17 protein-coding genes are annotated in these 20710 nt (G+C 63.1%); 9 read left to right on the top strand and 8 right to left on the bottom strand.

Features of this window, described 5'->3' with window-relative positions; genetic code table 11:
- Position 1: 1 nt before the first annotated feature.
- Positions 2-3214 (bottom strand): efflux RND transporter permease subunit, encoded by a 3213-nt coding sequence (locus AWB77_RS05820; RefSeq protein WP_061133439.1) that lies wholly within the window; start codon positions 3212-3214, stop codon positions 2-4.
- A 43-nt stretch (positions 3215-3257) separates the two neighbouring features.
- Positions 3258-4523, bottom strand: a complete 1266-nt coding sequence (locus AWB77_RS05815) for an efflux RND transporter periplasmic adaptor subunit (RefSeq protein ID WP_061133438.1) — start codon at positions 4521-4523, stop codon at positions 3258-3260.
- 757 nt (positions 4524-5280) lie between these two features.
- On the opposite strand from AWB77_RS05815, the gene AWB77_RS05810 reads away from it, so the two are divergent.
- From AWB77_RS05810 to AWB77_RS05800, 3 genes are all read left to right on the top strand, one after another.
- The gene (locus tag AWB77_RS05810; protein ID WP_061133685.1) at positions 5281-5586 is read left to right on the top strand and encodes a DUF485 domain-containing protein; all 306 of its coding nucleotides are present in this window, start codon (positions 5281-5283) and stop codon (positions 5584-5586) included.
- Positions 5583-7244 (top strand): cation acetate symporter, encoded by a 1662-nt coding sequence (locus AWB77_RS05805; RefSeq protein ID WP_061133437.1) that lies wholly within the window; start codon positions 5583-5585, stop codon positions 7242-7244. The genes AWB77_RS05810 and AWB77_RS05805 overlap by 4 nt, the downstream gene beginning before the upstream one ends.
- Positions 7245-7375: 131 nt before the next feature.
- Positions 7376-8833, top strand: a complete 1458-nt coding sequence (locus AWB77_RS05800; RefSeq protein ID WP_061133436.1) for an NAD-dependent succinate-semialdehyde dehydrogenase — start codon at positions 7376-7378, stop codon at positions 8831-8833.
- A 3-nt stretch (positions 8834-8836) separates the two neighbouring features.
- On the opposite strand, the gene AWB77_RS05795 is transcribed toward AWB77_RS05800, so the two are convergent.
- The gene (locus tag AWB77_RS05795) at positions 8837-11578 is read right to left on the bottom strand and encodes an MGH1-like glycoside hydrolase domain-containing protein (protein ID WP_061133435.1); all 2742 of its coding nucleotides are present in this window, start codon (positions 11576-11578) and stop codon (positions 8837-8839) included.
- 144 nt (positions 11579-11722) lie between these two features.
- Between AWB77_RS05795 and AWB77_RS05790 the strand changes: the two genes are divergently transcribed.
- Both AWB77_RS05790 and AWB77_RS05785 read left to right on the top strand, forming a co-directional pair.
- The gene (locus AWB77_RS05790; RefSeq protein ID WP_063936485.1) at positions 11723-12079 is read left to right on the top strand and encodes a hypothetical protein; all 357 of its coding nucleotides are present in this window, start codon (positions 11723-11725) and stop codon (positions 12077-12079) included.
- A gap of 125 nt (positions 12080-12204) precedes the next feature.
- Positions 12205-13092, top strand: a complete 888-nt coding sequence (locus tag AWB77_RS05785) for an NmrA family NAD(P)-binding protein (RefSeq protein WP_061133434.1) — start codon at positions 12205-12207, stop codon at positions 13090-13092.
- Here AWB77_RS05785 and AWB77_RS05780 read toward each other — a convergent pair.
- Genes AWB77_RS05780 through AWB77_RS05770 form a run of 3 tightly spaced genes read right to left on the bottom strand, consistent with a single transcriptional unit; the run spans position 13079 to position 15713 of the window.
- Entirely contained in the window at positions 13079-13849 is a 771-nt protein-coding gene (locus tag AWB77_RS05780; RefSeq protein WP_061133433.1) for an SDR family oxidoreductase, read from the bottom strand. The genes AWB77_RS05785 and AWB77_RS05780 overlap by 14 nt on opposite strands.
- 15 nt (positions 13850-13864) lie before the next feature.
- On the bottom strand, positions 13865-14836 hold the full coding sequence (locus AWB77_RS05775; protein WP_061133432.1) for a zinc-binding alcohol dehydrogenase family protein: 972 nt from the start codon (positions 14834-14836) through the stop codon (positions 13865-13867).
- A gap of 22 nt (positions 14837-14858) precedes the next feature.
- Positions 14859-15713: an alpha/beta fold hydrolase gene (locus AWB77_RS05770; RefSeq protein WP_061133431.1), complete on the bottom strand. Its 855-nt coding sequence runs from the start codon at positions 15711-15713 to the stop codon at positions 14859-14861.
- Between the two features lie 144 nt (positions 15714-15857).
- Here AWB77_RS05770 and AWB77_RS05765 point away from each other — a divergent pair, with 144 nt between their 5' ends.
- Positions 15858-16487 carry a CGNR zinc finger domain-containing protein gene (locus AWB77_RS05765; RefSeq protein WP_061133430.1) on the top strand — a complete coding sequence of 210 codons (630 nt, stop codon included), beginning with the start codon at positions 15858-15860 and terminating at the stop codon, positions 16485-16487.
- A 9-nt stretch (positions 16488-16496) separates the two neighbouring features.
- On the opposite strand, the gene AWB77_RS05760 is transcribed toward AWB77_RS05765, so the two are convergent.
- Positions 16497-17615, bottom strand: coding sequence for an MBL fold metallo-hydrolase (locus tag AWB77_RS05760; RefSeq protein WP_061133429.1), 1119 nt, complete (start codon positions 17613-17615; stop codon positions 16497-16499).
- Between the two features lie 124 nt (positions 17616-17739).
- Here AWB77_RS05760 and AWB77_RS05755 point away from each other — a divergent pair, with 124 nt between their 5' ends.
- The 3 genes from AWB77_RS05755 to AWB77_RS05745 all read left to right on the top strand — a co-directional run bounded on the left by AWB77_RS05755 (position 17740) and on the right by AWB77_RS05745 (position 19391).
- Positions 17740-18387 carry a TetR/AcrR family transcriptional regulator gene (locus AWB77_RS05755; RefSeq protein ID WP_061133428.1) on the top strand — a complete coding sequence of 216 codons (648 nt, stop codon included), beginning with the start codon at positions 17740-17742 and terminating at the stop codon, positions 18385-18387.
- Between the two features lie 130 nt (positions 18388-18517).
- Positions 18518-18781: a hypothetical protein gene (locus AWB77_RS05750; protein WP_061133427.1), complete on the top strand. Its 264-nt coding sequence runs from the start codon at positions 18518-18520 to the stop codon at positions 18779-18781.
- Between the two features lie 103 nt (positions 18782-18884).
- Positions 18885-19391, top strand: coding sequence for a ProQ/FinO family protein (locus AWB77_RS05745; protein ID WP_061133426.1), 507 nt, complete (start codon positions 18885-18887; stop codon positions 19389-19391).
- A gap of 90 nt (positions 19392-19481) precedes the next feature.
- Here the strand turns inward: AWB77_RS05745 and AWB77_RS05740 are convergent, their stop codons facing one another.
- Positions 19482-20636 (bottom strand): porin, encoded by a 1155-nt coding sequence (locus AWB77_RS05740; protein WP_061133425.1) that lies wholly within the window; start codon positions 20634-20636, stop codon positions 19482-19484.
- Between the last annotated feature and the right edge of the window lie 74 nt (positions 20637-20710).

Raw genomic sequence — 20710 nt, 5'->3', positions numbered from 1 at the left:
GTCACTCTCCCTTGTCCGGAGCGGACGGCGATGCGTTCGGGCCGCTGCCGCCGTGCGGATGTTGCGCATCGGCGGGGCGCGCTTCGGCGCTCTTGTTTTTCTTGGAGCGCGACGACATCGTTTCGAGTCCCCAGAAGAACATCGGGATGAAGAACACGGCGATGACCGTCGCGCCGAGCATCCCGCCGATCACGCCCGTGCCGATCGAATGGCGGCTGTTCGCCGATGCGCCCGTCGCGATCGCGAGCGGCACGCAGCCGAGAATGAACGCGAGCGAGGTCATGACGATCGGGCGCAGGCGCTCTTCGGCGGCGGTCATCGCGGCATCGTAGACGGAGGCGCCCGCCTCGCGGTTCAGCACGGCGAACTCGAAGATGAGAATCGCGTTCTTCGCTGCGAGCGCGACGAGCATCGTCAGGCCGATCTGGAAATACACGTCGTTGTTGAGGCCGCGCAAGAGGATCGCGAGCAGCGCGCCGAAGATCGCGAACGGCACGGCCATCAAGACGCCGAACGGCAGGCTCCACTTCTCGTACTGCGCGGCGAGGATCAGGAACACCATGATCAGACCGAAGATGAACACGAGCGCCGACGAACTGCCCGACTGCTTCGCCTCGTAAGCCTCGCCGCTCCAGCCGATGCCGTAATCGGTCGGCAAGTCTTTCGCGATGTCTTCGAGCGCCGCGATCACTTGCCCCGACGCGTAGCCCGGCGCGGCGTTCGCCGTGATCTTCACCGCGGGGAAGTTGTTGAAGCGCGTGATGAGATCGGGTCCGGTCACATACTTCGTATTGACCACGGCCTTGAGCGGCACCATCTCGCCGGTCTTGCTCTTCACGAAGATCTGCGTGAGATCGTCCGGCTTCAGCCGATACTGCGGCTCGGCCTGCAGAATCACTTGCCACAGGCGGCTCGATCGATTGAACTGCGACACGTAGAGCGAGCCGAACATCGTCTGCATCGCGCTATAAACGTCCTCTACGGGCACGCCGAGCGTTTCGGCCTTGTCGCGATCGACGTTCGCGAGCAGTTGCTGCGACGACGCATTGAAGGTCGAGGTCACGCCGGTCAGCTCGGGCCGCGCTTTCGCCTTCGCAACGAAGTCGTCGACGATTCCCGCGAACTGCGCGATGGTCGCGTCGCCCTTGCTCTGAATCCACATCTCGGTGCCGCCCGTCGTGCCGAGACCCGGAATCGACGGCGGATTGAGCGGCACGACGATGCCCTCCCTGATCTGCGACAGATGCTTGTAAGCGTCGACGAGCACGGCGCGCGCGTTCTGCGTGCGGATATTGGCCGACGTATAACGATCCTCGAAACTCTTGAAGCCGACGAAGAACGTAGACGCGTTGTTCTTGTTCTGGCTGTCCAGAATCGAAAAGCCGTCGACGGTCGTAATGCTGCCGACCGCGGGCTGCTTCACGAAGTATTCGGTCACGCGATCCGACACCGCGCCGGTGCGATCGAGCGACGCGGCATCGGGCATGATGACCGCGCCGAGCAGATAGCCCTGATCTTCCGGCGGCAGGAAGGCGGTCGGTATGTCCTTCATCATCACGACCGCGAGCGCGATCATGCCGGCAAAGAGCAGAAGCGCGATCGCGAAGCGCTTGATGATGAGCCGCACGACGCTCGTGTAGCCGCGCGTCATGCGCGCGAACTGGTTGTCGAACCAGCGGAAAAAGCCTTTTTTCTCGTGATGCCCGGGCTTGAGCAGCAACGAGGCGAGGGCGGGCGACAAGGTCAGCGCGACGATGCCCGAGATCACCACCGATATCGCAATCGTGATGGCGAACTGCTTGTACATCTGCCCGGTGATGCCGGAGAGGAACGCGACCGGCACGAACACCGCGCACAGCACGAGCACGATCGCGACGACCGGCCCGGCCACTTCGTCCATCGCCTTCTTCGCGGCGGTCTTCGGATCGAGCTTGTGCACGGTCATGTTCCGCTCGACGTTCTCGATCACGACGATCGCATCGTCCACGACAATGCCGATCGCGAGCACCATGCCGAACAGCGTCAGCATGTTGATGGAGAAGCCGAGCGCCTCCATGCCCATGAACGTGCCGACGATCGACACCGGCACCGCGAGCACCGGAATCAGCGTCGCGCGCAGGCTTTGCAGGAACACGAACACGACGATGACGACGAGCACGACCGCTTCGAAGAAGGTGTGCACCACGTCGGAGATGGACGCGCGCGTGAACTCGGTCGTGTCCATCGCGATTTCGTAATCGATGCCTTGCGGGAAGGTCTTTTTCATCTCCGCGAGCGCGGCGCGCACCTGCTTCGACACGTCGAGCGCGTTCGCGCCCGGCTGCTGATAGACGGCGAGCACGGTCGCGGATTTGCCGTTGAAGCGGCTGCGGATCGAATAATCCTTTTGCCCGAGCTCGGCGCGGCCCACGTCTTTCAGACGCACGATCGCAGCGCCGCCCGACTGCGCGCGGATGATGATGTTCTCGAACTCGGAAGGCTCGGTGAGGCGGCCGGTCGTCGTCACAGCGAAGGACTGTTCGACGGGCGCGCCGGTCGGCGATTGCCCGAGGCGGCCGACGGCGAACTGCTGGTTCTGATTGGCGACGGCGCGCTGCACGTCGGCGGCGGTGATGCCAAGCTGCGCCATGCGATCGGGCTTGAGCCAGATACGCATCGCGTAATCGGGCGTGCCGAAGATGCTCGACTGGTTGGCGCCGGGAATGCGCTTCAGCGCATCGAGAACATACACGTTCGCGTAGTTCGCGATGTAGGTCGCGTCGTAACGCTCGTCGGGCGAATAGATGGCGATGACCATCATGAACGCCTGCGACTTCTTCTGCACCTGCACGCCCTGCGCCGTCACCGATTGCGGCAGTTGCGGCAGCGCGAGATTCACGCGGTTCTGCACGTCGACCTGCGCGAGTTCGGGGTTCGTGCCGATCTGGAAGTACGCGTTGATCGTGAGATTGCCCGTCGACGAACTCGACGAGCTCATGTAGATCATGTTGTCCGCGCCGTTGACCTGCTGCTCGATCGGCGCGGCGACGTTGTTCGCGACCACGTCGGCGCTCGCGCCCGGATAGGTCGCGGAGATCGTGATCTGCGGCGGCGTGATGTCGGGATACTGCGCGGTGGGCAGCGCGAGCATCGTCAACGCGCCGCCCAGCGTGATGATGATCGATATGACCGACGCGAATATGGGACGGTCAATGCAGAAATGTGAAATGTTCATTGGCCTCTTCCGCGCGACGTCCTGCGATAGTCGTCAAATCACGTCACTTTCCGGTCCCGCCGCTTGCGCTCTTCGTCTGTCCGAGCGACGCCTCCTGCGCGCCCGATGCCCCGGCATCGGCCGCGGCCGGCGGCGCGGAGACGACGCGAACCTGCGAGTCCGCGCTTACGCGTATCGCGCCATCGACGATGACGCGCTCGCCCGCTTTCAGGCCGCTCGTGACGAACCAGTCGTCGCCGTGCCACTCGCCGACTTCGACGACGCGCTGATGCGGCTTCGACTGATCGTCGAGCGTCCATACGTAATGACTCTTCGCGCCTTGCAGCACGGCGCGTTGCGGCACGAGTATCGCGTCGGGCCGCACCGCGCCCGCGACCCGCGCCTTCACGAACTGGCCGGGGCGCAGCGTGCCCTGCGGATTCGCGAACACCGCGCGCACGAGGAACGTGCCCGTCTCCGTGCTGAAGGCCGGATTCGTGAAGTCGATGCGGCCGGTCTGCGGAAAGACCGAGCCGTCGGCCTGGATGACGGTGACATCGAACTTGTTGTCGGGCGGAAAGTGCAACTGGCCTTTCTTGATCTGCTCGCGATAACCGAGCAACTCGTTCTCGGAAATGCTGAAGTTCACCCACATCGGGTCGAGCTGATAGACGTAGGTGAGCAGGCCGCCTTGCGTCGGCGTCACGTAGCTGCCTTCCTGCACCCGCGCGAAGCTGGAGAGGCCCTTGAGCGGCGAGCGGATCGTCGTGTAGCTCAGGTTCAGCTCGGCGGTCTGCACTTCGCCTTTCGCAGCGATGACGGCCGCCTCCGCGCTCTTTTCGTTGCCGACGGCATCGTCGAGATCCTTTTTGCTCAACGCATTCATCGCGGCGAGCGGCTTCACGCGCTGGAGGTTCTGCTGCGTGACGAGCAGGCGCGCCTGCTGTTGCGCGAGCGAGCCCTTGGCCGTCTGCAGCGCCGCCTCGAAGGGCCGTTTGTCCATGATGAACATGACCTGATTGGCCGAGACGAGCGAGCCTTCGATGTACATGCGCTTTTCGAGGAAGCCATCGACGCGCGCGCGGATTTCCACTTCGCGCGAGCTTTGCGTCTGCGCGGTGAATTCGAAGTCGACGGGCGTCGATTGCGCGGCGACGGTCACGACGGTGACATCGACCACGGGTTTCTGCGCTTGCGGAGCGGGCTTCTTGCACGCCGTGAGCGCCAGCGACGCGAGCGCGGCGGCTGCGGCGAAACGCAGCGCGCGCATGGAGCGCGACGGTTGAACGAACGAACCGCGGTTGAGTACCTGTTCCGACACGAACGCCATGGGCGCCTCCCCCGTTGGGATGGCCGATCGTTGATGAGCGAGCGCGCCGCAAAGGCGCCTCGCCACGACAATGCTCGCGGTGTGCGTTTCAGCGAAAGCCCGCCGGAAAAGCGCGCGCTTTCCAGACATGCTTCGCCATGCGATGAAATCGCGCGGGACAGGGCTTTATGGCGACGTCAACGAACGCGAGCCTGGTGCTTGTGATGTGTCGTAGCTGCCTCCGGTATTCACGGTCGAGTTATAGCCAGAGATGCTCATGGTTCGCCACCGTGCAGCGTGACGTGCGTGACGAGTCTACTAATAGCTGAATACGGATGAAAACGCCATAGCGTTTAATGCGATTTTGGCTGAACACAGGGGAACGGAATGCGCAGCAATTACTGACCGATGCGGTGCGGATCGCCGCGCATGACGACGTTTCATCGTCACGTTTTTTGCAACGCTGACGTGCATCGTGAACGCCTGCGTCGTACGTGCCTACTTACAACGGAACATCGCTGATGCGATGTAATCGCGCCCGATGGTTCGCGTAAACCCCGTCGAAAGAAAACAGCGCGCGTAAGAAACGGGTAAGCGCGCGCTTTTACCTTAGTCTCCAGCGCATCGGCGGCGACTCGCGTCGCACCGCTGCGCGAAGCATCGCATGAACGCCCCGCCTGGGGTTTCCTTGAATCAACGCATCGCTGACCGTTCGCGCGCCGCGCCGAACGCGGGCGCCTTTGCACGCAGAGAAGAGACATCCATGCAGGAGACGGAAATGGATCTGAAGATCGTGGAGAAAATCAAGTCGAGCGCCGCTTACGGCGAACTGGTGCGCAAGCGCTCGAAGCTCGGCTGGACGCTGACGGCGCTCGTGCTGATCGTCTATTACGGCTATGTGCTGCTGATCGCGTTCGACCGCGACCTGCTCGCCGCGAAGATGGGCGCGGGCGTGATGACGTGGGGCATGCCGATCGGCCTGTTCGTCATCGTCTTCACGGTCGTCATCACGGGGCTCTACGTGCGTCATGCAAATAGCACGTACGACGAGCTCACCGACAAGATCAAGCGGGAGGCCGCATGAACGCGCATCGTTCAATCGCCGCGGGCGCGCTTTTCATCGCGTCCGCGAATGCATTCGCCGCGGGCGGCGATCTCGGCCAGGCAGTGAAGCAGGCGACCAACTGGACCGCGATCTGCATGTTCATCGCGTTCGTGATCGCGACGCTCTTCATCACCAAGTGGGCCGCGAAGAAGACGCGCTCGGCGGCCGAGTTCTACACGGCGGGCGGCGGCATCACGGGCTTCCAGAACGGGCTTGCGATCGCGGGCGACTTCATGTCGGCGGCGTCGTTTCTCGGCATATCGGCGGCGGTCTATAGCAACGGCTACGACGGGCTCATCTATTCGATCGGCTTTCTCGTCGGCTGGCCGATCATCACGTTCCTGATGGCGGAGCGTCTGCGCAATCTCGGCCGCTTCACGTTCGCCGATGTCGCCGCGTATCGCTTCAAGCAGACGCCGATTCGCGCGTTCGCGGCATCGGGCACGCTGGTTGTCGTTGCGTTCTATCTGATCGCGCAGATGGTCGGCGCGGGACAACTCATCAAGCTGCTGTTCGGGCTCGAATACTGGATCGCGGTGGTGATCGTCGGCGCGCTGATGATGGTGTACGTGCTCTTCGGCGGCATGACCGCGACGACGTGGGTGCAGATCATCAAGGCGTGTCTGCTGCTCGCGGGCGCTTCGTTCATGGCGTTCATGGTGCTGTGGCAATTCCACTTCAGCCCCGAGGCGCTCTTCGCCAAAGCCGTCGACGTGCACGAGAAGAAGGCGTCGATCATGGGGCCGGGCAACTTCATCAAGGACCCGATCTCGGCGATCTCCTTCGGCATCGCGCTGATGTTCGGCACGGCCGGGCTGCCGCATATCCTGATGCGCTTCTTCACCGTGCCCAACGCGAAGGAAGCGCGCAAGTCGGTGTTCTGGGCGACGACGTGGATCGGCTACTTCTACATTCTCACGTTCATCATCGGCTTCGGCGCGATCGTGCTCGTGAGCACCAATCCGATGTTCAAGGATGCGGGCGGCAAGCTGCTCGGCGGCACGAACATGGCGGCGGTGCATCTGGCGAGCGCGGTGGGCGGCAACGTGTTCCTCGGCTTCATCTCGGCCGTTGCGTTCGCGACCATTCTCGCGGTCGTCGCGGGTCTGACGCTCGCGGGTGCGTCGGCGGTATCGCACGATCTCTATGCGACCGTGTTCAAGAAGGGCCAGGCGTCGAGCAAAAGCGAGCTGAAGGTATCGCGCATCACGACGATCGTGCTCGGCATCGTCGCGGTCGTGCTCGGCATCGTGTTCGAGAAGCAGAACATCGCGTTCATGGTGTCGCTCGCGTTCGCGGTGGCGGCATCGGCCAATTTTCCGGTGCTCTTCATGTCGGTGCTGTGGCGCGGCTGCACGACGCGCGGCGCGGCCATCGGCGGCTTTCTCGGCCTCCTCTCGGCAGTCGTGATGACGATTCTCTCGAAGGCCGTCTGGGTCGATGTGTTCCATTACGCGAGTGCGCCGTTCCCGTATGCATCGCCCGCGCTGTTCTCGATGGCGATCGGCTTCATCGGCATATGGCTCTTCTCGGTGACCGACAGATCGGCGCGCTCACGCATCGACAAGGCCGGTTTCGAAGCGCAGACCGTGCGTTCGGAAACGGGCATCGGCGCGGTGGAGGGCGCAAGCCATTGATGTGATGTTCTTGCGGCGCGCGCGCGGCATTCATATACCGGAGATGCCGCGCGCGCCCGAATGGCGCGTAGAAAATGCGTTAAGCTCGATGCAACTGAATGCACGAAGCCCCGAACGCATTGGAGCGAGCCATGAACCTGCAGTGCCCCAGTCTTTTCGAGCAATCGGCGTATATCGGCGGCGCGTGGGTCGACAATACGTCGCTGCCGCGCGTGCCGGTCGCGAATCCATCGTCGGGCGAGATCATCGGTTCGGTGCCGCAGGTCACGGCGGAGCAGGTGAGCGAAGCCATCGAATGCGCGAGCGCGGCCTTGCAGGACTGGCGTAGCTGGAGCAGCCGCGAGCGCGCGTCGGTGTTGAGAGAGTGGGCGCGTCTCGTCGAGCAGCATCGCGACGATCTGGCCAGCATCCTCTGCAGCGAACAAGGCAAGCCGCTGCACGAAGCGCGTTCCGAAGTCACGCAGGCCGCGAACTACCTCGACTGGTTCGCGGAGGAAGCGCGCCGCATCTATGGCGACAACATTCCCGCGCCGCGGCGCAATCAGCGTATTCGGGTGCTGCATCAGCCGGTTGGCGTGTGCGGTGCGATCACCTCATGGACCTTTCCTTCGTCGATGGTCGCGCGACGCGTCGGCGCCGCGCTCGCGGCGGGCTGCACGGTCATCCATCATCCCGATCCGCAGACGCCGTTCTCCGCGCTCGCGCTGTGCGTGCTCGGCGAGAACGCAGGCTTGCCGCGCGGCGTGCTCTCGGTGCTGACGGGCGAGGGCGAGCCGGTCAGGAGCGCGCTGCTCGCGAGCGCCGATGTGAGGAAGGTATCGTTCACCGGTTCCATCGAAGAAGGCAAGCGGCTGATGAGCCTGTGCGCGCCCACGGTGAAGAAGATGTCGCTCGAACTGGGCGCGAACTGTCCTTTCATCGTGTTCGGCGATGCCGACATCGACCTCGCCGTGAAGGGCGCGCTCGATGCGCGTTTCCGTCACTCGGGCCAGGCGGCGATGTGCGCGAATCGCTTCTTCGTGCATGAGGACGTTTACGAGACTTTCGTCGCGAAGCTGGTGTCGAAAGTCGCGTTGCTGAAGGTGGGCGACGCGCTCGACGAGGGCGCGCAGATCGGCCCGCTCATCGGCGAAGCGGCGGTGGCGCGCATCGAAAGCCTCGTCGATGAAGCGCTGAGGCTCGGCGCGACGGTCGCGGCGGGCGGCGCGCGCGTGAAGCCGGGATCGAACTTTTTCAGGCCGACGGTGCTGACGGGCGTCGATCCGTCGATGAGCGTCTGCGGCGACGAAGTGCTCGGGCCGATTGCGAGCGTGCTGCCATTCAGGGACGAGGACGATGTCATCACGCTCGCCAACGACACGCGCACGGGCCTCGCAGCGTACTTCTACACGGCGGATATCAGCCGCGCGTTCAGGGTGATGGAAGCGCTGGAATGCGGCGTCGTCGGGGTGAACGACAGCCTCGTGTTCAACGAGGTCGCGCCGTTCGGCGGCATCAAGGAATCGGGAATGGGACGCGAAGGGGCGTCATCGGGTGTCGAGGAGTATCTCGAGGCGAAGTATGTTTGCTTTGGGAATCTGGAGCGATAACCACTAACGCCCCATCTCAGCCGCCGCTTGTTCGTTCAGTCGCACGGCCATGACAGGCGCTTCCGGCCCGACATGCGACAGCTTCATCAGACGCGGTTGCAGCAGCAGCGCAACGAGCCCGCTCCATCCGGTCTGATGCGAAGCGCCGACGCCGCGTCCGTTGTCGCCATGAAAGTACTCGTGAAAGAGAATGAGATCCTGCGAGCGCGGATCGGCTTGCAGCATCGGATAGGCGGCCATCACGGGACGCTTGCCATCTGCGTCTTTCAGAAAGAGCGTGCCGATGCGCCGTGACAGATCGTCCGCGATCTCGCTCAGCGAACGCATGTTCCCCGAGCCAGTCGGATGCTCGACGCGAAAGTCATCGCCATAGTAGCGATGAAACTCGTAGAGCGATTCGATCAGCAAGTAATTGACCGGCATCCAGATCGGGCCGCGCCAGTTCGAATTGCCGCCGAACACGCGCGAATCCGATTCGGCGGGCAAGTAGCGGATGCAGACATTCACGCCATCGTGATCGAAGACATAGGGCTGGTCGCAATGCACGCGCGATAGCGCACGCACGCCGTAATCCGAAAGGAACTCGCACTCGTCGAGCGTGCGACGCAGCAGCGCCTTCATGCGATGTCCGCGCAACAGCGAAAGCAGCGTGGTGTTGCCTTTGCCGGGCTCGGTCCAGCGCGAAACGAGCTTCGCGAGGTTCGGCCGATGATCGAGAAACCAGACGAGCCGTTCGCGCAGTCCGGGCAGATCGCCGTACACGCGTTCCTCGAGCACGTGCACGGCGAAAAGCGGAATCAATCCGACAATCGAGCGAATGCGCATCGGCACGCGCGTACCGTTAGGCAAATGCAGCACGTCGTAGAAGAATTCGTCGCTGCCGTCCCATAGGCCCGTGTTGCAGACTTCGCCGCAACTGACCGCTTCCGCGATGTATAGAAAGTGCTCGAAGAACTTCACCGCGATCTCGACATACGATTCGTTCGTCATCGCGAGTTCGAGGCCGATCTGCATGAGGTCGAGCGCATACGACGCCATCCATGCGGTGCCATCGGCCTGATCGATGCGGCCGCCGGTCGGCAGCGGCTGCGAGCGATCGAAGATGCCGATGTTGTCGAGCCCGAGGAAACCGCCCTGAAAGATGTTGCGATCGTCGGCGTCCTTGCGGTTGACCCACCATGCGAAGTTCAGCAGCAGCTTGTGGAACATCACTTCGAGAAACGCGTGATCGCCGATGCCGGTCATCTCGCGATCGAGCTCGAACACGCGCCACGTCGCCCACGCGTGAACGGGCGGATTGGCATCGCCGAACGCCCATTCGTACGCGGGCAATTGCCCGTTCGGATGCATGTAGCGCTCTTTCACGAGCAGCAGCAACTGCTTCTTCGCGAAGTCGGGATCGATTGTCGCGAACGCGACCGCATGAAACGCGAGGTCCCACGACGCGTACCACGGATACTCCCACTTGTCCGGCATCGACACGATGTCGCCATTGCACATATGCCGCCAGTCCGCGTTGCGGCCGCGGCGGCGCGCGGGCGGCGGCGCGGGCAGGCCCGGATCGCCGTCGTGCCAGCGCGTGACGTCGAACTGGTAATACTGCTTCGTCCACAGCATGCCGGCGAGCGCCTGATGTTGCACGAGGCGCGCGTCGGTATCGCCGATATCGTGTTGCAGCGTCGCGTAGAACTCGTCGGCTTCCGCTTGGCGGCGCGCGAAGAGTTGCGCCATGTCGAGCGGCGGATCGTTCGATATCGACGCCGGACGCCAGCGCAGATACATCACCGAGCGTTCATGCGCGCCGAGCTGCAGATGCGCGTGCGCCGCGCTGCGCGTGCCACGATCGCGACGGATCGCCTGTTCGTTGCCTTCGACGAGATAGTCGTTGAAGCCGTCCTTGAACGGTCCCGCGCCTTCCATGCCGAAGATGCGTCGAACGTTCGTTTCGTTCTCGCAGAAAAGCCATTCGACCGGCACCTGGGCCGTTGCCGTGACGAACAACGTGTCATGCGCTGGATTGTGCGCGACAACGCGCGTGCCTTCGCGCGCATCGTGCTCGAGCCTCAACGATGGCTTGCCCCATTTGCTCGACCACGTCCAGCGATTGCGCGCCCAGAACTGCGGCAGCACGTGGAGCGACGCGGCCTCGTTCGCGCGATTCTCGATGGTCACGCGCATCACGATGTCATCCGGCGCGTGCTTCGCATATTCGACGCAGACATCGAAGTAGCGATCGTCGTCGAACACGCCCGTATCGAGCACTTCGTATTCGGGCTGATCGGGTCCGCGCCGCCTGTTTTCATCGATAAGCTGCTGATACGGATACGCGTCGTGCGGATACTTGTACAGCATCTTCATGTACGAATGCGTCGGCGTGCCGTCGAGATAGAAGTACAGCTCCTTCACGTCTTCGCCGTGATTGCCTTGCTCGTTCGTGAGGCCGAATAACCGTTCCTTGATGATAGGATCGCGGCCGTTCCAGAGCGCGAGGGACACGCACCAGTCGAGCGGATCGTCGCCGAATCCCGCGATGCCGTCTTCTCCCCAGCGATACATCCGGCTGCGCGCATGATCGTGCGGAAAGTAATCCCACGCGGTGCCGTACTCGCTGTAATCCTCGCGCACCGTCCCCCACTGGCGTTCGCTCAGATACGGTCCCCAGCGGCGCCAGCGGCCGAGTTCCGGGCCGTGCAGACGCGAGCCTTCTTTCGTCTGCAGAAGATGGATTGCGCGTAGCGGTGGCATGCGACCTCCGATCCGGTTGCCGATCCGATATGTTCGATGCGCGGAGTTCCGATGATAAGCGAACTGATGAACATGTTCAGGCCGGCGTGGCGCGAGTGTAGTATCGAAGTGATCGGTCGACGTTCGATTGCGAAGGAGGATGTCATGCACACGAGCACGGCGGCTGCGTCGACTATCGTGATGCTTGCGAGCCTGGCGTACGTCGCGGACGCCGATGCGCGAACGATCACGATCGTGTCGGGCACCTACGGGGCGAATTGCGGCGCTGAAAACGGTAACGCGACGCGCGATCTCACGCGTCAATGCGATGGTCTCGATACCTGTAGTTATATGCCGAATCCAAAGCGCATTGGCAATGCCGCGCAGGCGTGCAGGAAAGACCTTCAGGCGAACTGGCGGTGCACGGACAGCGAGTTTCATACGGCGATGCTCAGTCCGGGAGCGGGCGCCGGCAGCACGCTCGTTCTGAGCTGCATCGAATGGAACGGGCCGGGACATTGATGCGCGGCACGCGCATCGATGACGCGGCGTCATCAATCCTATAACTCTCGCGCCATTTTTCAGCATCGCTCCGCGCTCTAACATGCGATCCGTCGTAGTCAAACGCATGGCTTAAGGAGCCGGACATGTACGTCATCACCGGAGTTACCGGACAAGTCGGCGGCGCGCTCGCGAACGCGCTGCTTGAAGCAGGCCAACCCGTGCGCGCCGTGATGCGCGACGAGAAGAAAGGCGCCGCATGGTCGGCGCGCGGCTGCGAAGTCGCACTCGCAACGATGACCGACGCCGATGCGCTCGCACGCGCGTTCGACCGCGCCGATTGCGTCTTCATACTACCGCCGCCCGAGTTCGATCCCACGCCGGACTTCCGGGAAGCGCGCGAAGTCATCGACGCGATCGTTGCTGCGCTCGCGCATGCGAAGCCGCGCAGGATCGTGTGCCTCTCGACGATCGGCGCACAGGCCACGCAAAGCAATCTTCTGACGCAGCGCACGTTGCTCGAAGAAGCGCTTCGCGAGCAATCGATTCCCGTGACCTTCTTGCGTCCTGGCTGGTTCATGGAGAACTGCGCATGGGACATCGATTCGGCGCGTGACGAAGGCATCGTGTACTCGTTTTTGCAGCCGCTCGATCGCGCGATACCGATGATCGCGACTGCCGATATCGGCGACCTCGCGGCCAAGCTGATGCGCGACGCGTGGACGGGCGTACGCATCGTCGAACTCGAAGGACCGCAACGCGCGAGCCCGGACGATATCGCCGCTGCGTTTGCCGGCGTGCTCGGCAAGCCGGTACGCGCGCAAGCCGTGCCGCGCGACACCTGGGAAGCCTTGTTCACGAGTCAGGGCATGCAGCACCCGATGCCGCGCATTCGCATGCTCGATGGCTTCAACGAAGGCTGGATCGACTTCGAAGGACCGCGCGGCGAAATCGTCAAGGGAAAGACGCCGTTGATCGATGTCATCCGCAAGCTCGTCGCGGCATCGGATTCAGCGCGCGTCATATCGACTTGACTTCGCCACCGTCCATTCGCAGCGTGCTGCCCGTCATCCATTTCGCGGCGGGCGATACGAGAAACGCCATCAGTTCCGCGATCTCGCTGGGCGTGCCATATCGTGCGATGCCCGCTTCGGCGGGAAAGCGCGCGGTCGCTTCTTCGACGCTCATGTCGTGCAGCGGCGCCCAATGTTCGAGATACGAGCGTCGTCGTCCTGTCATCACCGGGCCGGGCAACACGCTATTGACCTGCACGCCATCGGCAATGCCACGATCGGAAAATGCCTTCGCCAATGCGACGATCGCGGCGTTGATCGTGCCGACCGCCGCGTACGGAGCCTTCGGAAACAGCGCCGAATTGCCCGACATCAATACGACGGAACCCGACGACGCCTTGAGCGCAGGCCACGCCGCGACAGTCAACCGACGCGCGCCGTGGAGCTTCAAAGCGAAGCCCGCGTCCCATTGTTCGTCGCTCATGTCGAACAGATCGATCTGCGGCACCGCGCCCGCGATATTGAGCAGCGCGTCGATGCGGCCGAACGCACCGAGCGTTGTATCGATGACTTGCCGCGCCGCGTCGGGCTGCGCGAGATCGATATCGATGCTCAGCGTGCGTGCGCCTTCCTGCTCGACCATGCGCGCCGTTTCGTCGAGATTCACGCGATTGCGCGCGACGAGCACGATCGAATCGAAATCGCGCGCAAGGCGAATCGCGCTCGAACGTCCGATGCCCTGACTCGCGCCCGTGACGATCGCTACTTTGTTAGTCATGTCATCTCTCCCGTTTCAGTGCACGACGACCATCTTGCCGTTCGCTTCGTTGGCTTCCATCACGCGATGCGCTTCGTGTATCTCGTCGAAGGAGAACACGCGCGAAGGCTTTGCGTCGAAGCGGCCTGCGGCGATATCGGCGGCGATCGCTTGCAGCGGAATGTCGGACAGTGCAAAGCCCGGCGTGCCGAACACGAAGCTGCCGAAGAAGGTCAGATGCACGCCGCTCGGCATCTGCAGAAGCGGGTTGAAATCCGCGATCGGCGCGAGACCGCCGAGCCAGCCCGCGAGACACGCGCGGCCGCCGCGACGCAGCATCGCGAGCGAATCGAGAATCGTGCTGTTGCCGACAAGATCGAGCACCGCGTCGATGTGCTTCGCCTGCGCGATGTGCTTGCTCAAGTCGGGACGTTCGAGTTCGACCTGCGATGCGCCCAGCGCTTCGAGCGCCGCGAAGCGATCGCGGTTGCGCGTCGTCGCGATGACCTTCGCGCCCGCATTCACCGCGAGATTCACGGCAGCCCGTCCGAACGACGACGTCGCGCCACGAATAACGACGGTCTGTCCCGCCTCGATCTCCAGATTGCGAAAGAGACAGGTCCACGCGGTCGCATAGGTCTCGGGGATCGCGGCGAGTTCGGCCCACGGCAATTCCGATTCGATCAGCGCCACGTTCGATACCGGCGCGCGCGTGAGCTGCGCATAGCTTCCGTTGATCGTGCGCCCGAGTCCGCCCATCAACGCGGCCACTTTCGCGCCGACGGGGAACTCGCCGCCCGGACACGACTTCACGATGCCCACGCATTCGATGCCGCTCACCCTCGCGGCCTCGGCCCACTCGCCGCGCCGCATGTGCATCTCCGCATGATTGATGCCGAACGCCTTGATCTCGATGACGACATGCCCCGCGAGCGGTTCGGGCTCGGGAATGTCGGTGTAGACGAGGCTATCGAGGCCGCCGAATTTGTCGAGCACGATGGCGCGCATGATGTTCTCCTGTGATGTCGGATTAGCGAGCGAGGAAGTCGATGATGGCCGCCGCGATCTCGGCCGCGTGCGTTTCGAGCGCGAAATGGCCCGTGTCGAAGAAGCGCACCTCCGCGTCGGGGATATCGCGCTTGAATGCTTCGGCGCCTGGCGGCAGGAAGAACGGATCGTGGCGGCCCCACACGGCAAGAAACTTCGGCCGATGTTCGCGGAAATATGTCTGGAATGCGGGATACAGCGCGACGTTGTTCCGGTAGTCGCCGAAGAGATCGAGCTGCACTTCGTGCGCGCCCGGACGGTTCAGGTAGTAATCGTCGAGCGAATAGCCGTCGGGTGAAACCGCGGAGGCGTCGGGCACGCCATGCGTGTATTGCCACCTGGTCGCGTCCTTCGTGAGCAGCGCGCGCAGCGCATCGCGATTCGTTTGCGTCGGCGCTTGCCAGTACGCGCGAATCGGATTCCAGCCGTCGCTCAGTCCTTCTTCATAGGCGTTGCCGTTTTGCGAAACGATCGCCGCGATGCGCTCGGGATGCTTCAGCGCAAGCCGGAAGCCGGTGGGCGCGCCGTAATCGAAGACATACACCGCATAGCGATCGAAGCCGATCACTTCGGTAAACCGGTCGATCACGTTCGCGATGTTGTCGAACGTGTATGGGAATGCATCGCGGCTCGGCATATCGGAGAGGCCGAAGCCGGGAAGATCGGGCGCAACGATATGAAAGTGCGCCGACAGATGCGGAATCAGATCGCGAAACATATGGCTCGAACTCGGGAAGCCATGCAAAAGAAGCAGCTTCGGTGCGTCAGCCGGACCGGCTTCGCGATAGAACACGTTGAAGCCGTCTACGTCGATATGTCGATGCGCGATGTTTGACATGAGCGTTTCTCCGCAGGTCAGGTGGGGGACGTTGTGTAACCGTTAAAAGCATGGTAGAAAGGTTACGTATCTTGTGCGTAACTTGTCAAGACGTTTTTTAGCGGTTACCATGAACTCACCGTCGAACATGGCTGAAGAAAGTAAATGGACTACCGTCACGTTCCACCTATCCTGCTGGCCGACGCGCCCGGCCTCGATTTCCTGAACTCGATCGCAACACCGGTCGATGAACCCGTCGACTGGATCGCCGACGGAGAAGGTTTGCTGTCGTGGCTCGAACAGGCGCAACTCGTACCCGCCGATGTCATCGCGCACGTGCGTTCGCATAGCGCGCGCGCGGAACTCGACGAAGCCGCCACAAAGGCGCGGGGCTTGCGCGAATGGTTTCGCGCGTTCGTGCAGACACGTAAGGGAAAGCCGCTAACGGCAAAGGATTTGAGCGAGCTCGCGCCGCTCAATCAGGTGCTGCGGCGCGATGAGCAGCATGGCGAGATCGTCGCGGATGCGACCGCCGCGAACGGGCTTGCGTTCGGCATGCAACGGCGATGGCCGAACGCCGAAGCGCTTCTGATGCCGGTCGTCGAGGCGCTCGCGAAGCTCGTCTGCGAAGAGGACTTCACGTACGTGAAGGCGTGCGAAGGCCTGAAATGCACGCTGCTTTTCGCAGACCACACGCGCGGACATGCGCGGCGCTGGTGCAGCATGGCGATCTGCGGCAATCGCGCGAAGGTGGCCGCGCATCGCGCGCGGCTGAAGGAAGGAAAGGGCGCTTGAAGAAGCGCGTTACTTGACGTCTTGCGCGCGCGACGCGCACAAGCGCCACGACGACGCCGTCTTCGGCGTGTCGGCGGTTTCGCGCCACCATCGATCGCCGCGATGTGGCGCTTCGAGAGCGAGCCGCTCGCCCATGCGCGGTGTCGCCACGGCAACGCCACGTGCGAGCGCAAGGCCCGTCACGCGCTCGAACGGCTCCTGCCACGGATGCATCGCGAGATCGAACGTGCCGTTGTGGATTGGCACGAGCCAGCGTCCGCGCAGATCGATATGCGCCTGCACCGTTTCCTCCGGCTGCATGTGAACGTACGGCCACTGCGCATCGTAGGCGCCGGTTTCGATCAGCGTGACATCGAACGGACCGAGGCGCTCGCCGATCGTCCTGAAGCCGTCGAAATAGCCCGTATCGCCGCTGAAGAAGACGCGCATGTCATCGTCGACGATGACCCACGACGCCCATAGCGTGCTGTTGCCATCGAAGAGACTGCGGCCGGAAAAGTGTTGCGCGGGCGTCGCGGTGAACGTGAGGCCGTCGATCTGCGCGCTGTGCCACCAGTCGAGCTGACGCACTTTCGATGCATCGATGCCCCATTCGATCAGCCGGTCGCCAACGCCGAGCGGCGCGAGGAAAGTGGATGTCGTCGCGGCGAGCGTGAGCACGGTGTCGCGGTCGAGATGATCGTAGTGATCGTGCGACAGGATCACGCCGCGCAACGGCGGCAGATCGCCGAGCGCAATGGGCGGCGCATGAAAGCGCTTCGGCCCGACACGCTTGAACGGCGACGCGCGTTCGCCGAACACCGGGTCGGTCAGCCAGTACTCGCCGCGCAGCTTGAAGAGCATCGTCGAATGGCCGAGGCGGAAAAGGCTGCGGTCGGGCGCGGCATCGAGATCGGCGCGCGTGAGCGTATCGACGGCGGGCGCCTGCGACGGCACCGCGTTGCGCGGCTTGTTGAGCAGCATGTTCCACATGATGCGCAGCGTCTTGCCGACGCCTTCCGCCGGACGCGGCTTCACGTTGCGAAAGCGCTCGCCGTCATGCTGCGGCGACGCACCGGACAACGCGCGGCCGCGTTTCGCTGCGGCAAATCCTAGGGCACGGCTGATGTGATCGGCGAACGAAGTCATGGACGTGGCAGGGCGCGAGCCCGAGGCGGAAAGTAGACTGCACAGTGTAGTTTAACTTTGAGAAGAAAGTAAACCGGACGGTGTAAAATATGGGGATGGATTCGAGCAGAAACATTGAAGCACCATGAACGATATTCCCCAACGCCTGACGGACCGCAAACGCGCCGCGATAGTGAACGCGGCTGTCGAGGAGTTCATCGCAGCGGGTTACGACGCGACCAGCATGGACCGCATCGCCGCGCGCGCGGGCGTTTCGAAGCGCACGGTCTATAACCACTTCGACGGCAAGGAGTCGCTGTTCGCGGCGATTCTGCATCGGCTGTGGGATGCGAGCGAAACCGGCGACGCGCCTGTCTATACCGCCGGCGAACCGCTGCGCGCGCAGTTGCTCGCGCTGCTTTCGCGCAAGCTGCGTCTCATGACCGACGACGCGTTTCTGTCGCTTGCACGCGTGGCGATCGCGGCGGGCATTCACTCGCCGGAGCGGGCGCGGGACATGGTGGCGCGCATCGGCGAGCGCGAGGAGGACGTGACCGCATGGATCCGCAAGGCCGCCGCCGATGGCCGTCTCACCGTCGCGGATCCGGTCTTCGCGGGGCAGCAGCTTCACGGCATCGTCAAGGGTTTCGCGTTCTGGCCGCAAGTAACGATGGGGCAGCCGCCGTTATCGAAGAGCGAGCAGAAGAAAGTCGCGGAAGCGGCCGCCGACATGTTCCTCGCGCGTTATGAACGTGCCGCGTCCGAACGTTCATGCGCGAATCCGGAAGGTTGAGCGTTCGATGCGGCGGCATCGCGCTTGCATCGCCTGGGGTATATGGTTTACATGTGCGCTGTGTTCGCGCACCCGGATTACCCGGCGTTCGCCGCCGGGCAGCGGCAAGCCTTCGTTGAAGGAGAAAGTCATGAAGACCGTCCTCGTATCGACCACGCTCGTGGCCGCGTTTTCAATCGGCGGGCTGGCTCAGGCGCAAGAGCCGTCCGATACCTTGCAGTCCATCCCCGCACCGCGGCAGCAGAACGCCCAGAGTCCGTCACCTTCCGCCGATACCGCTTATGGCGGCGTGGCCGATGGCCAGAGCGCGAGCGGAAGCATGTCGAAGTGGAGCGGCGTATCGGCCAACTGCGCGCCGCGACCGTTCTGCAACACCTATTCGGGCGGACAGTAAGCGTATGTTCGCTGCGCGGAAATATTCGGAATCGGTCAGCCGGCAATGAGTCCGTCACCGCAGGCTGGTAAAATTCCACAACGATTTTTACGGGCACGATGTGATGGGTTTCGAACAACTCGCCGGACTGAAAGAACAACTCGCGAAACAGGCTGCAAGCAACGCAGCGAAAAAGAAGGCGCCGCGCGTGCGGCGGCCCGCGCCGGCGGGCACATCGAAGGCGGCGGCTCCGGCCCGGCCGGCTGCGGCGCCATCGAAACCGGTGGATCCCGTCGTGCATACCATCGGAAAGCTGCAAAAGCGTTTTCCGCTCGCGTTTCCGAAGAATCCCGCACCGAAGGTTCCGCTGAAGGTCGGTATTTTCGAAGACCTGATGAAGCACGCACAGGAACTCAAGCTCGACGAAAAAGAACTGCGCAGCGCGATCAAGGTCTGGTGCCGCGGCAACCGCTACTGGACGTGTCTCGTGCAGGGCGCGCCGCGCATCGATCTGGCGGGCAGCCAGGCGGGCGAAGTGACATCGGCGGATGCGGAACGCGCCGTGTATCTGGAAACTAACCGGCTGGCGCGGTCGAACGCAGCGCAGAAAACCGCCGAGCCCGCGAAGTAAAGCAAAGAGCACACCGCGCGCACCGTTCCGTGGGCGCCAACGAAAAAAGCGCGATGCCCGGCATCGCGCTTTTGTTTTATCGGCGTTCGATCAGAACTTGTGACGCAGACCGACGCGCGTCACGAATTGCGTGTTCGCGCCCGCATTGCCGATGAACGACGACGACGAGCCGATCTCCGCCTGCACCGGCGTGCCGTTGTTGCTGCCCGACGCCTTCTGGTAAGCGCCGGTCGCGTAGACATCGGTGCGCTTGGAGAGCGCGTAATCGACCACGGCGTTGACTTGATGCCACTTGCCGTCGAAGTTGCCGCCGAGGTCCGAGAACGTATAGCCGAGACCCGCGCTCAGCGCCGGCGTGAACGCGTACTTGCCGCCGATTTCATAGTTGTTCAGATTCGACGATGCCGCCGTGATCGGCTCGAACTTCGTGTGCGTCCAATTCGCCCAGATCGTCGCGGCGGCGATCATGTAACGCGCGCCGACACCATACGTTTCGAGATCGCGCAGGCCGCCGGTGTTCACGTTCGCGATGTTGACGCTGAACGCCGGCGTCGCGCCGTTCGGGAAGCGAATGTTGGTGTACGCCGCGCCGATGCCGAACGGGCCTTGCGCGTAGTTCAGGCCGAAGCTGTACGCGCTCGACGAGCCTTGCACGGCGGCCGCGCCGGTGCCCGTCGTCGGCGAGCCGGCGAAGTTCGTCGAGTTGGAGAAGCCGTACATCGCGCCGAATGTCACGCCGGAGAAACTCACACTGCTGAACTTGACCGAGTTGTTGATGCGGCTCGACGTCAGCTGATCCAGATCGTTGATGTGATACGCATAGTTGCCGGCGGGCGTCTGGCTGCCCATCGTGTAGCTGCCGCCGAGATAATCGGTCGAAAAGGAGTATTGGCGGCCGAAGGTCAGCGAGCCGAATTCGTTTTTCGCGATACCTACGTACGCCTGACGGCCGAACAGCGCGCCGCCCTGGCCGAGCGTGCCGTCGCCGCTATTGAAGCCGTTCTCGAGCACGAAGATCGCCTTCAGACCGCCGCCCAGATCTTCCGTGCCGCGCAGGCCCCAGCGGCTGCCTTGCGCGACGCCGTCGCCGTATTTGACGATGTCGTCGTGGCCGTTCGGAGTCGCGACCTTGTTCGCATACGTGATGCCGGCGTCGATGATCCCGTACAGCGTGACGCTGCTTTGCGCGTGCGCCGCGATGCCGAACATGCCGAGTACCGCCACCGCAACGATGTGCTTCTTCATTTCTTCTTTTCCCTGGTGTTGTCCGCGTGACGCGGATGCCGCGCGACGCGGCCCGATTAAGGAACGTCGCGATG

Origin of the sequence: Caballeronia fortuita (assembly GCF_001544835.2) — a bacterium.
GTDB classification, from domain to species: domain Bacteria; phylum Pseudomonadota; class Gammaproteobacteria; order Burkholderiales; family Burkholderiaceae; genus Caballeronia; species Caballeronia fortuita.
The sequence above is the reverse complement of the archived record's forward strand: the minus strand, read 5'-3'. Positions and strand labels throughout refer to the sequence as shown.

Coding starts and splice junctions, on each gene's coding strand:
- AWB77_RS05820 (WP_061133439.1), bottom strand. CDS start 3,214: ATGAACATTTCACATTTCTGCATTGACCGTCCCATATTCGCGTCGGTC.
- AWB77_RS05815 (WP_061133438.1), bottom strand. CDS start 4,523: ATGGCGTTCGTGTCGGAACAGGTACTCAACCGCGGTTCGTTCGTTCAA.
- AWB77_RS05810 (WP_061133685.1), top strand. CDS start 5,281: ATGGATCTGAAGATCGTGGAGAAAATCAAGTCGAGCGCCGCTTACGGC.
- AWB77_RS05805 (WP_061133437.1), top strand. CDS start 5,583: ATGAACGCGCATCGTTCAATCGCCGCGGGCGCGCTTTTCATCGCGTCC.
- AWB77_RS05800 (WP_061133436.1), top strand. CDS start 7,376: ATGAACCTGCAGTGCCCCAGTCTTTTCGAGCAATCGGCGTATATCGGC.
- AWB77_RS05795 (WP_061133435.1), bottom strand. CDS start 11,578: ATGCCACCGCTACGCGCAATCCATCTTCTGCAGACGAAAGAAGGCTCG.
- AWB77_RS05790 (WP_063936485.1), top strand. CDS start 11,723: ATGCACACGAGCACGGCGGCTGCGTCGACTATCGTGATGCTTGCGAGC.
- AWB77_RS05785 (WP_061133434.1), top strand. CDS start 12,205: ATGTACGTCATCACCGGAGTTACCGGACAAGTCGGCGGCGCGCTCGCG.
- AWB77_RS05780 (WP_061133433.1), bottom strand. CDS start 13,849: ATGACTAACAAAGTAGCGATCGTCACGGGCGCGAGTCAGGGCATCGGA.
- AWB77_RS05775 (WP_061133432.1), bottom strand. CDS start 14,836: ATGCGCGCCATCGTGCTCGACAAATTCGGCGGCCTCGATAGCCTCGTC.
- AWB77_RS05770 (WP_061133431.1), bottom strand. CDS start 15,713: ATGTCAAACATCGCGCATCGACATATCGACGTAGACGGCTTCAACGTG.
- AWB77_RS05765 (WP_061133430.1), top strand. CDS start 15,858: ATGGACTACCGTCACGTTCCACCTATCCTGCTGGCCGACGCGCCCGGC.
- AWB77_RS05760 (WP_061133429.1), bottom strand. CDS start 17,615: ATGACTTCGTTCGCCGATCACATCAGCCGTGCCCTAGGATTTGCCGCA.
- AWB77_RS05755 (WP_061133428.1), top strand. CDS start 17,740: ATGAACGATATTCCCCAACGCCTGACGGACCGCAAACGCGCCGCGATA.
- AWB77_RS05750 (WP_061133427.1), top strand. CDS start 18,518: ATGAAGACCGTCCTCGTATCGACCACGCTCGTGGCCGCGTTTTCAATC.
- AWB77_RS05745 (WP_061133426.1), top strand. CDS start 18,885: ATGGGTTTCGAACAACTCGCCGGACTGAAAGAACAACTCGCGAAACAG.
- AWB77_RS05740 (WP_061133425.1), bottom strand. CDS start 20,636: ATGAAGAAGCACATCGTTGCGGTGGCGGTACTCGGCATGTTCGGCATC.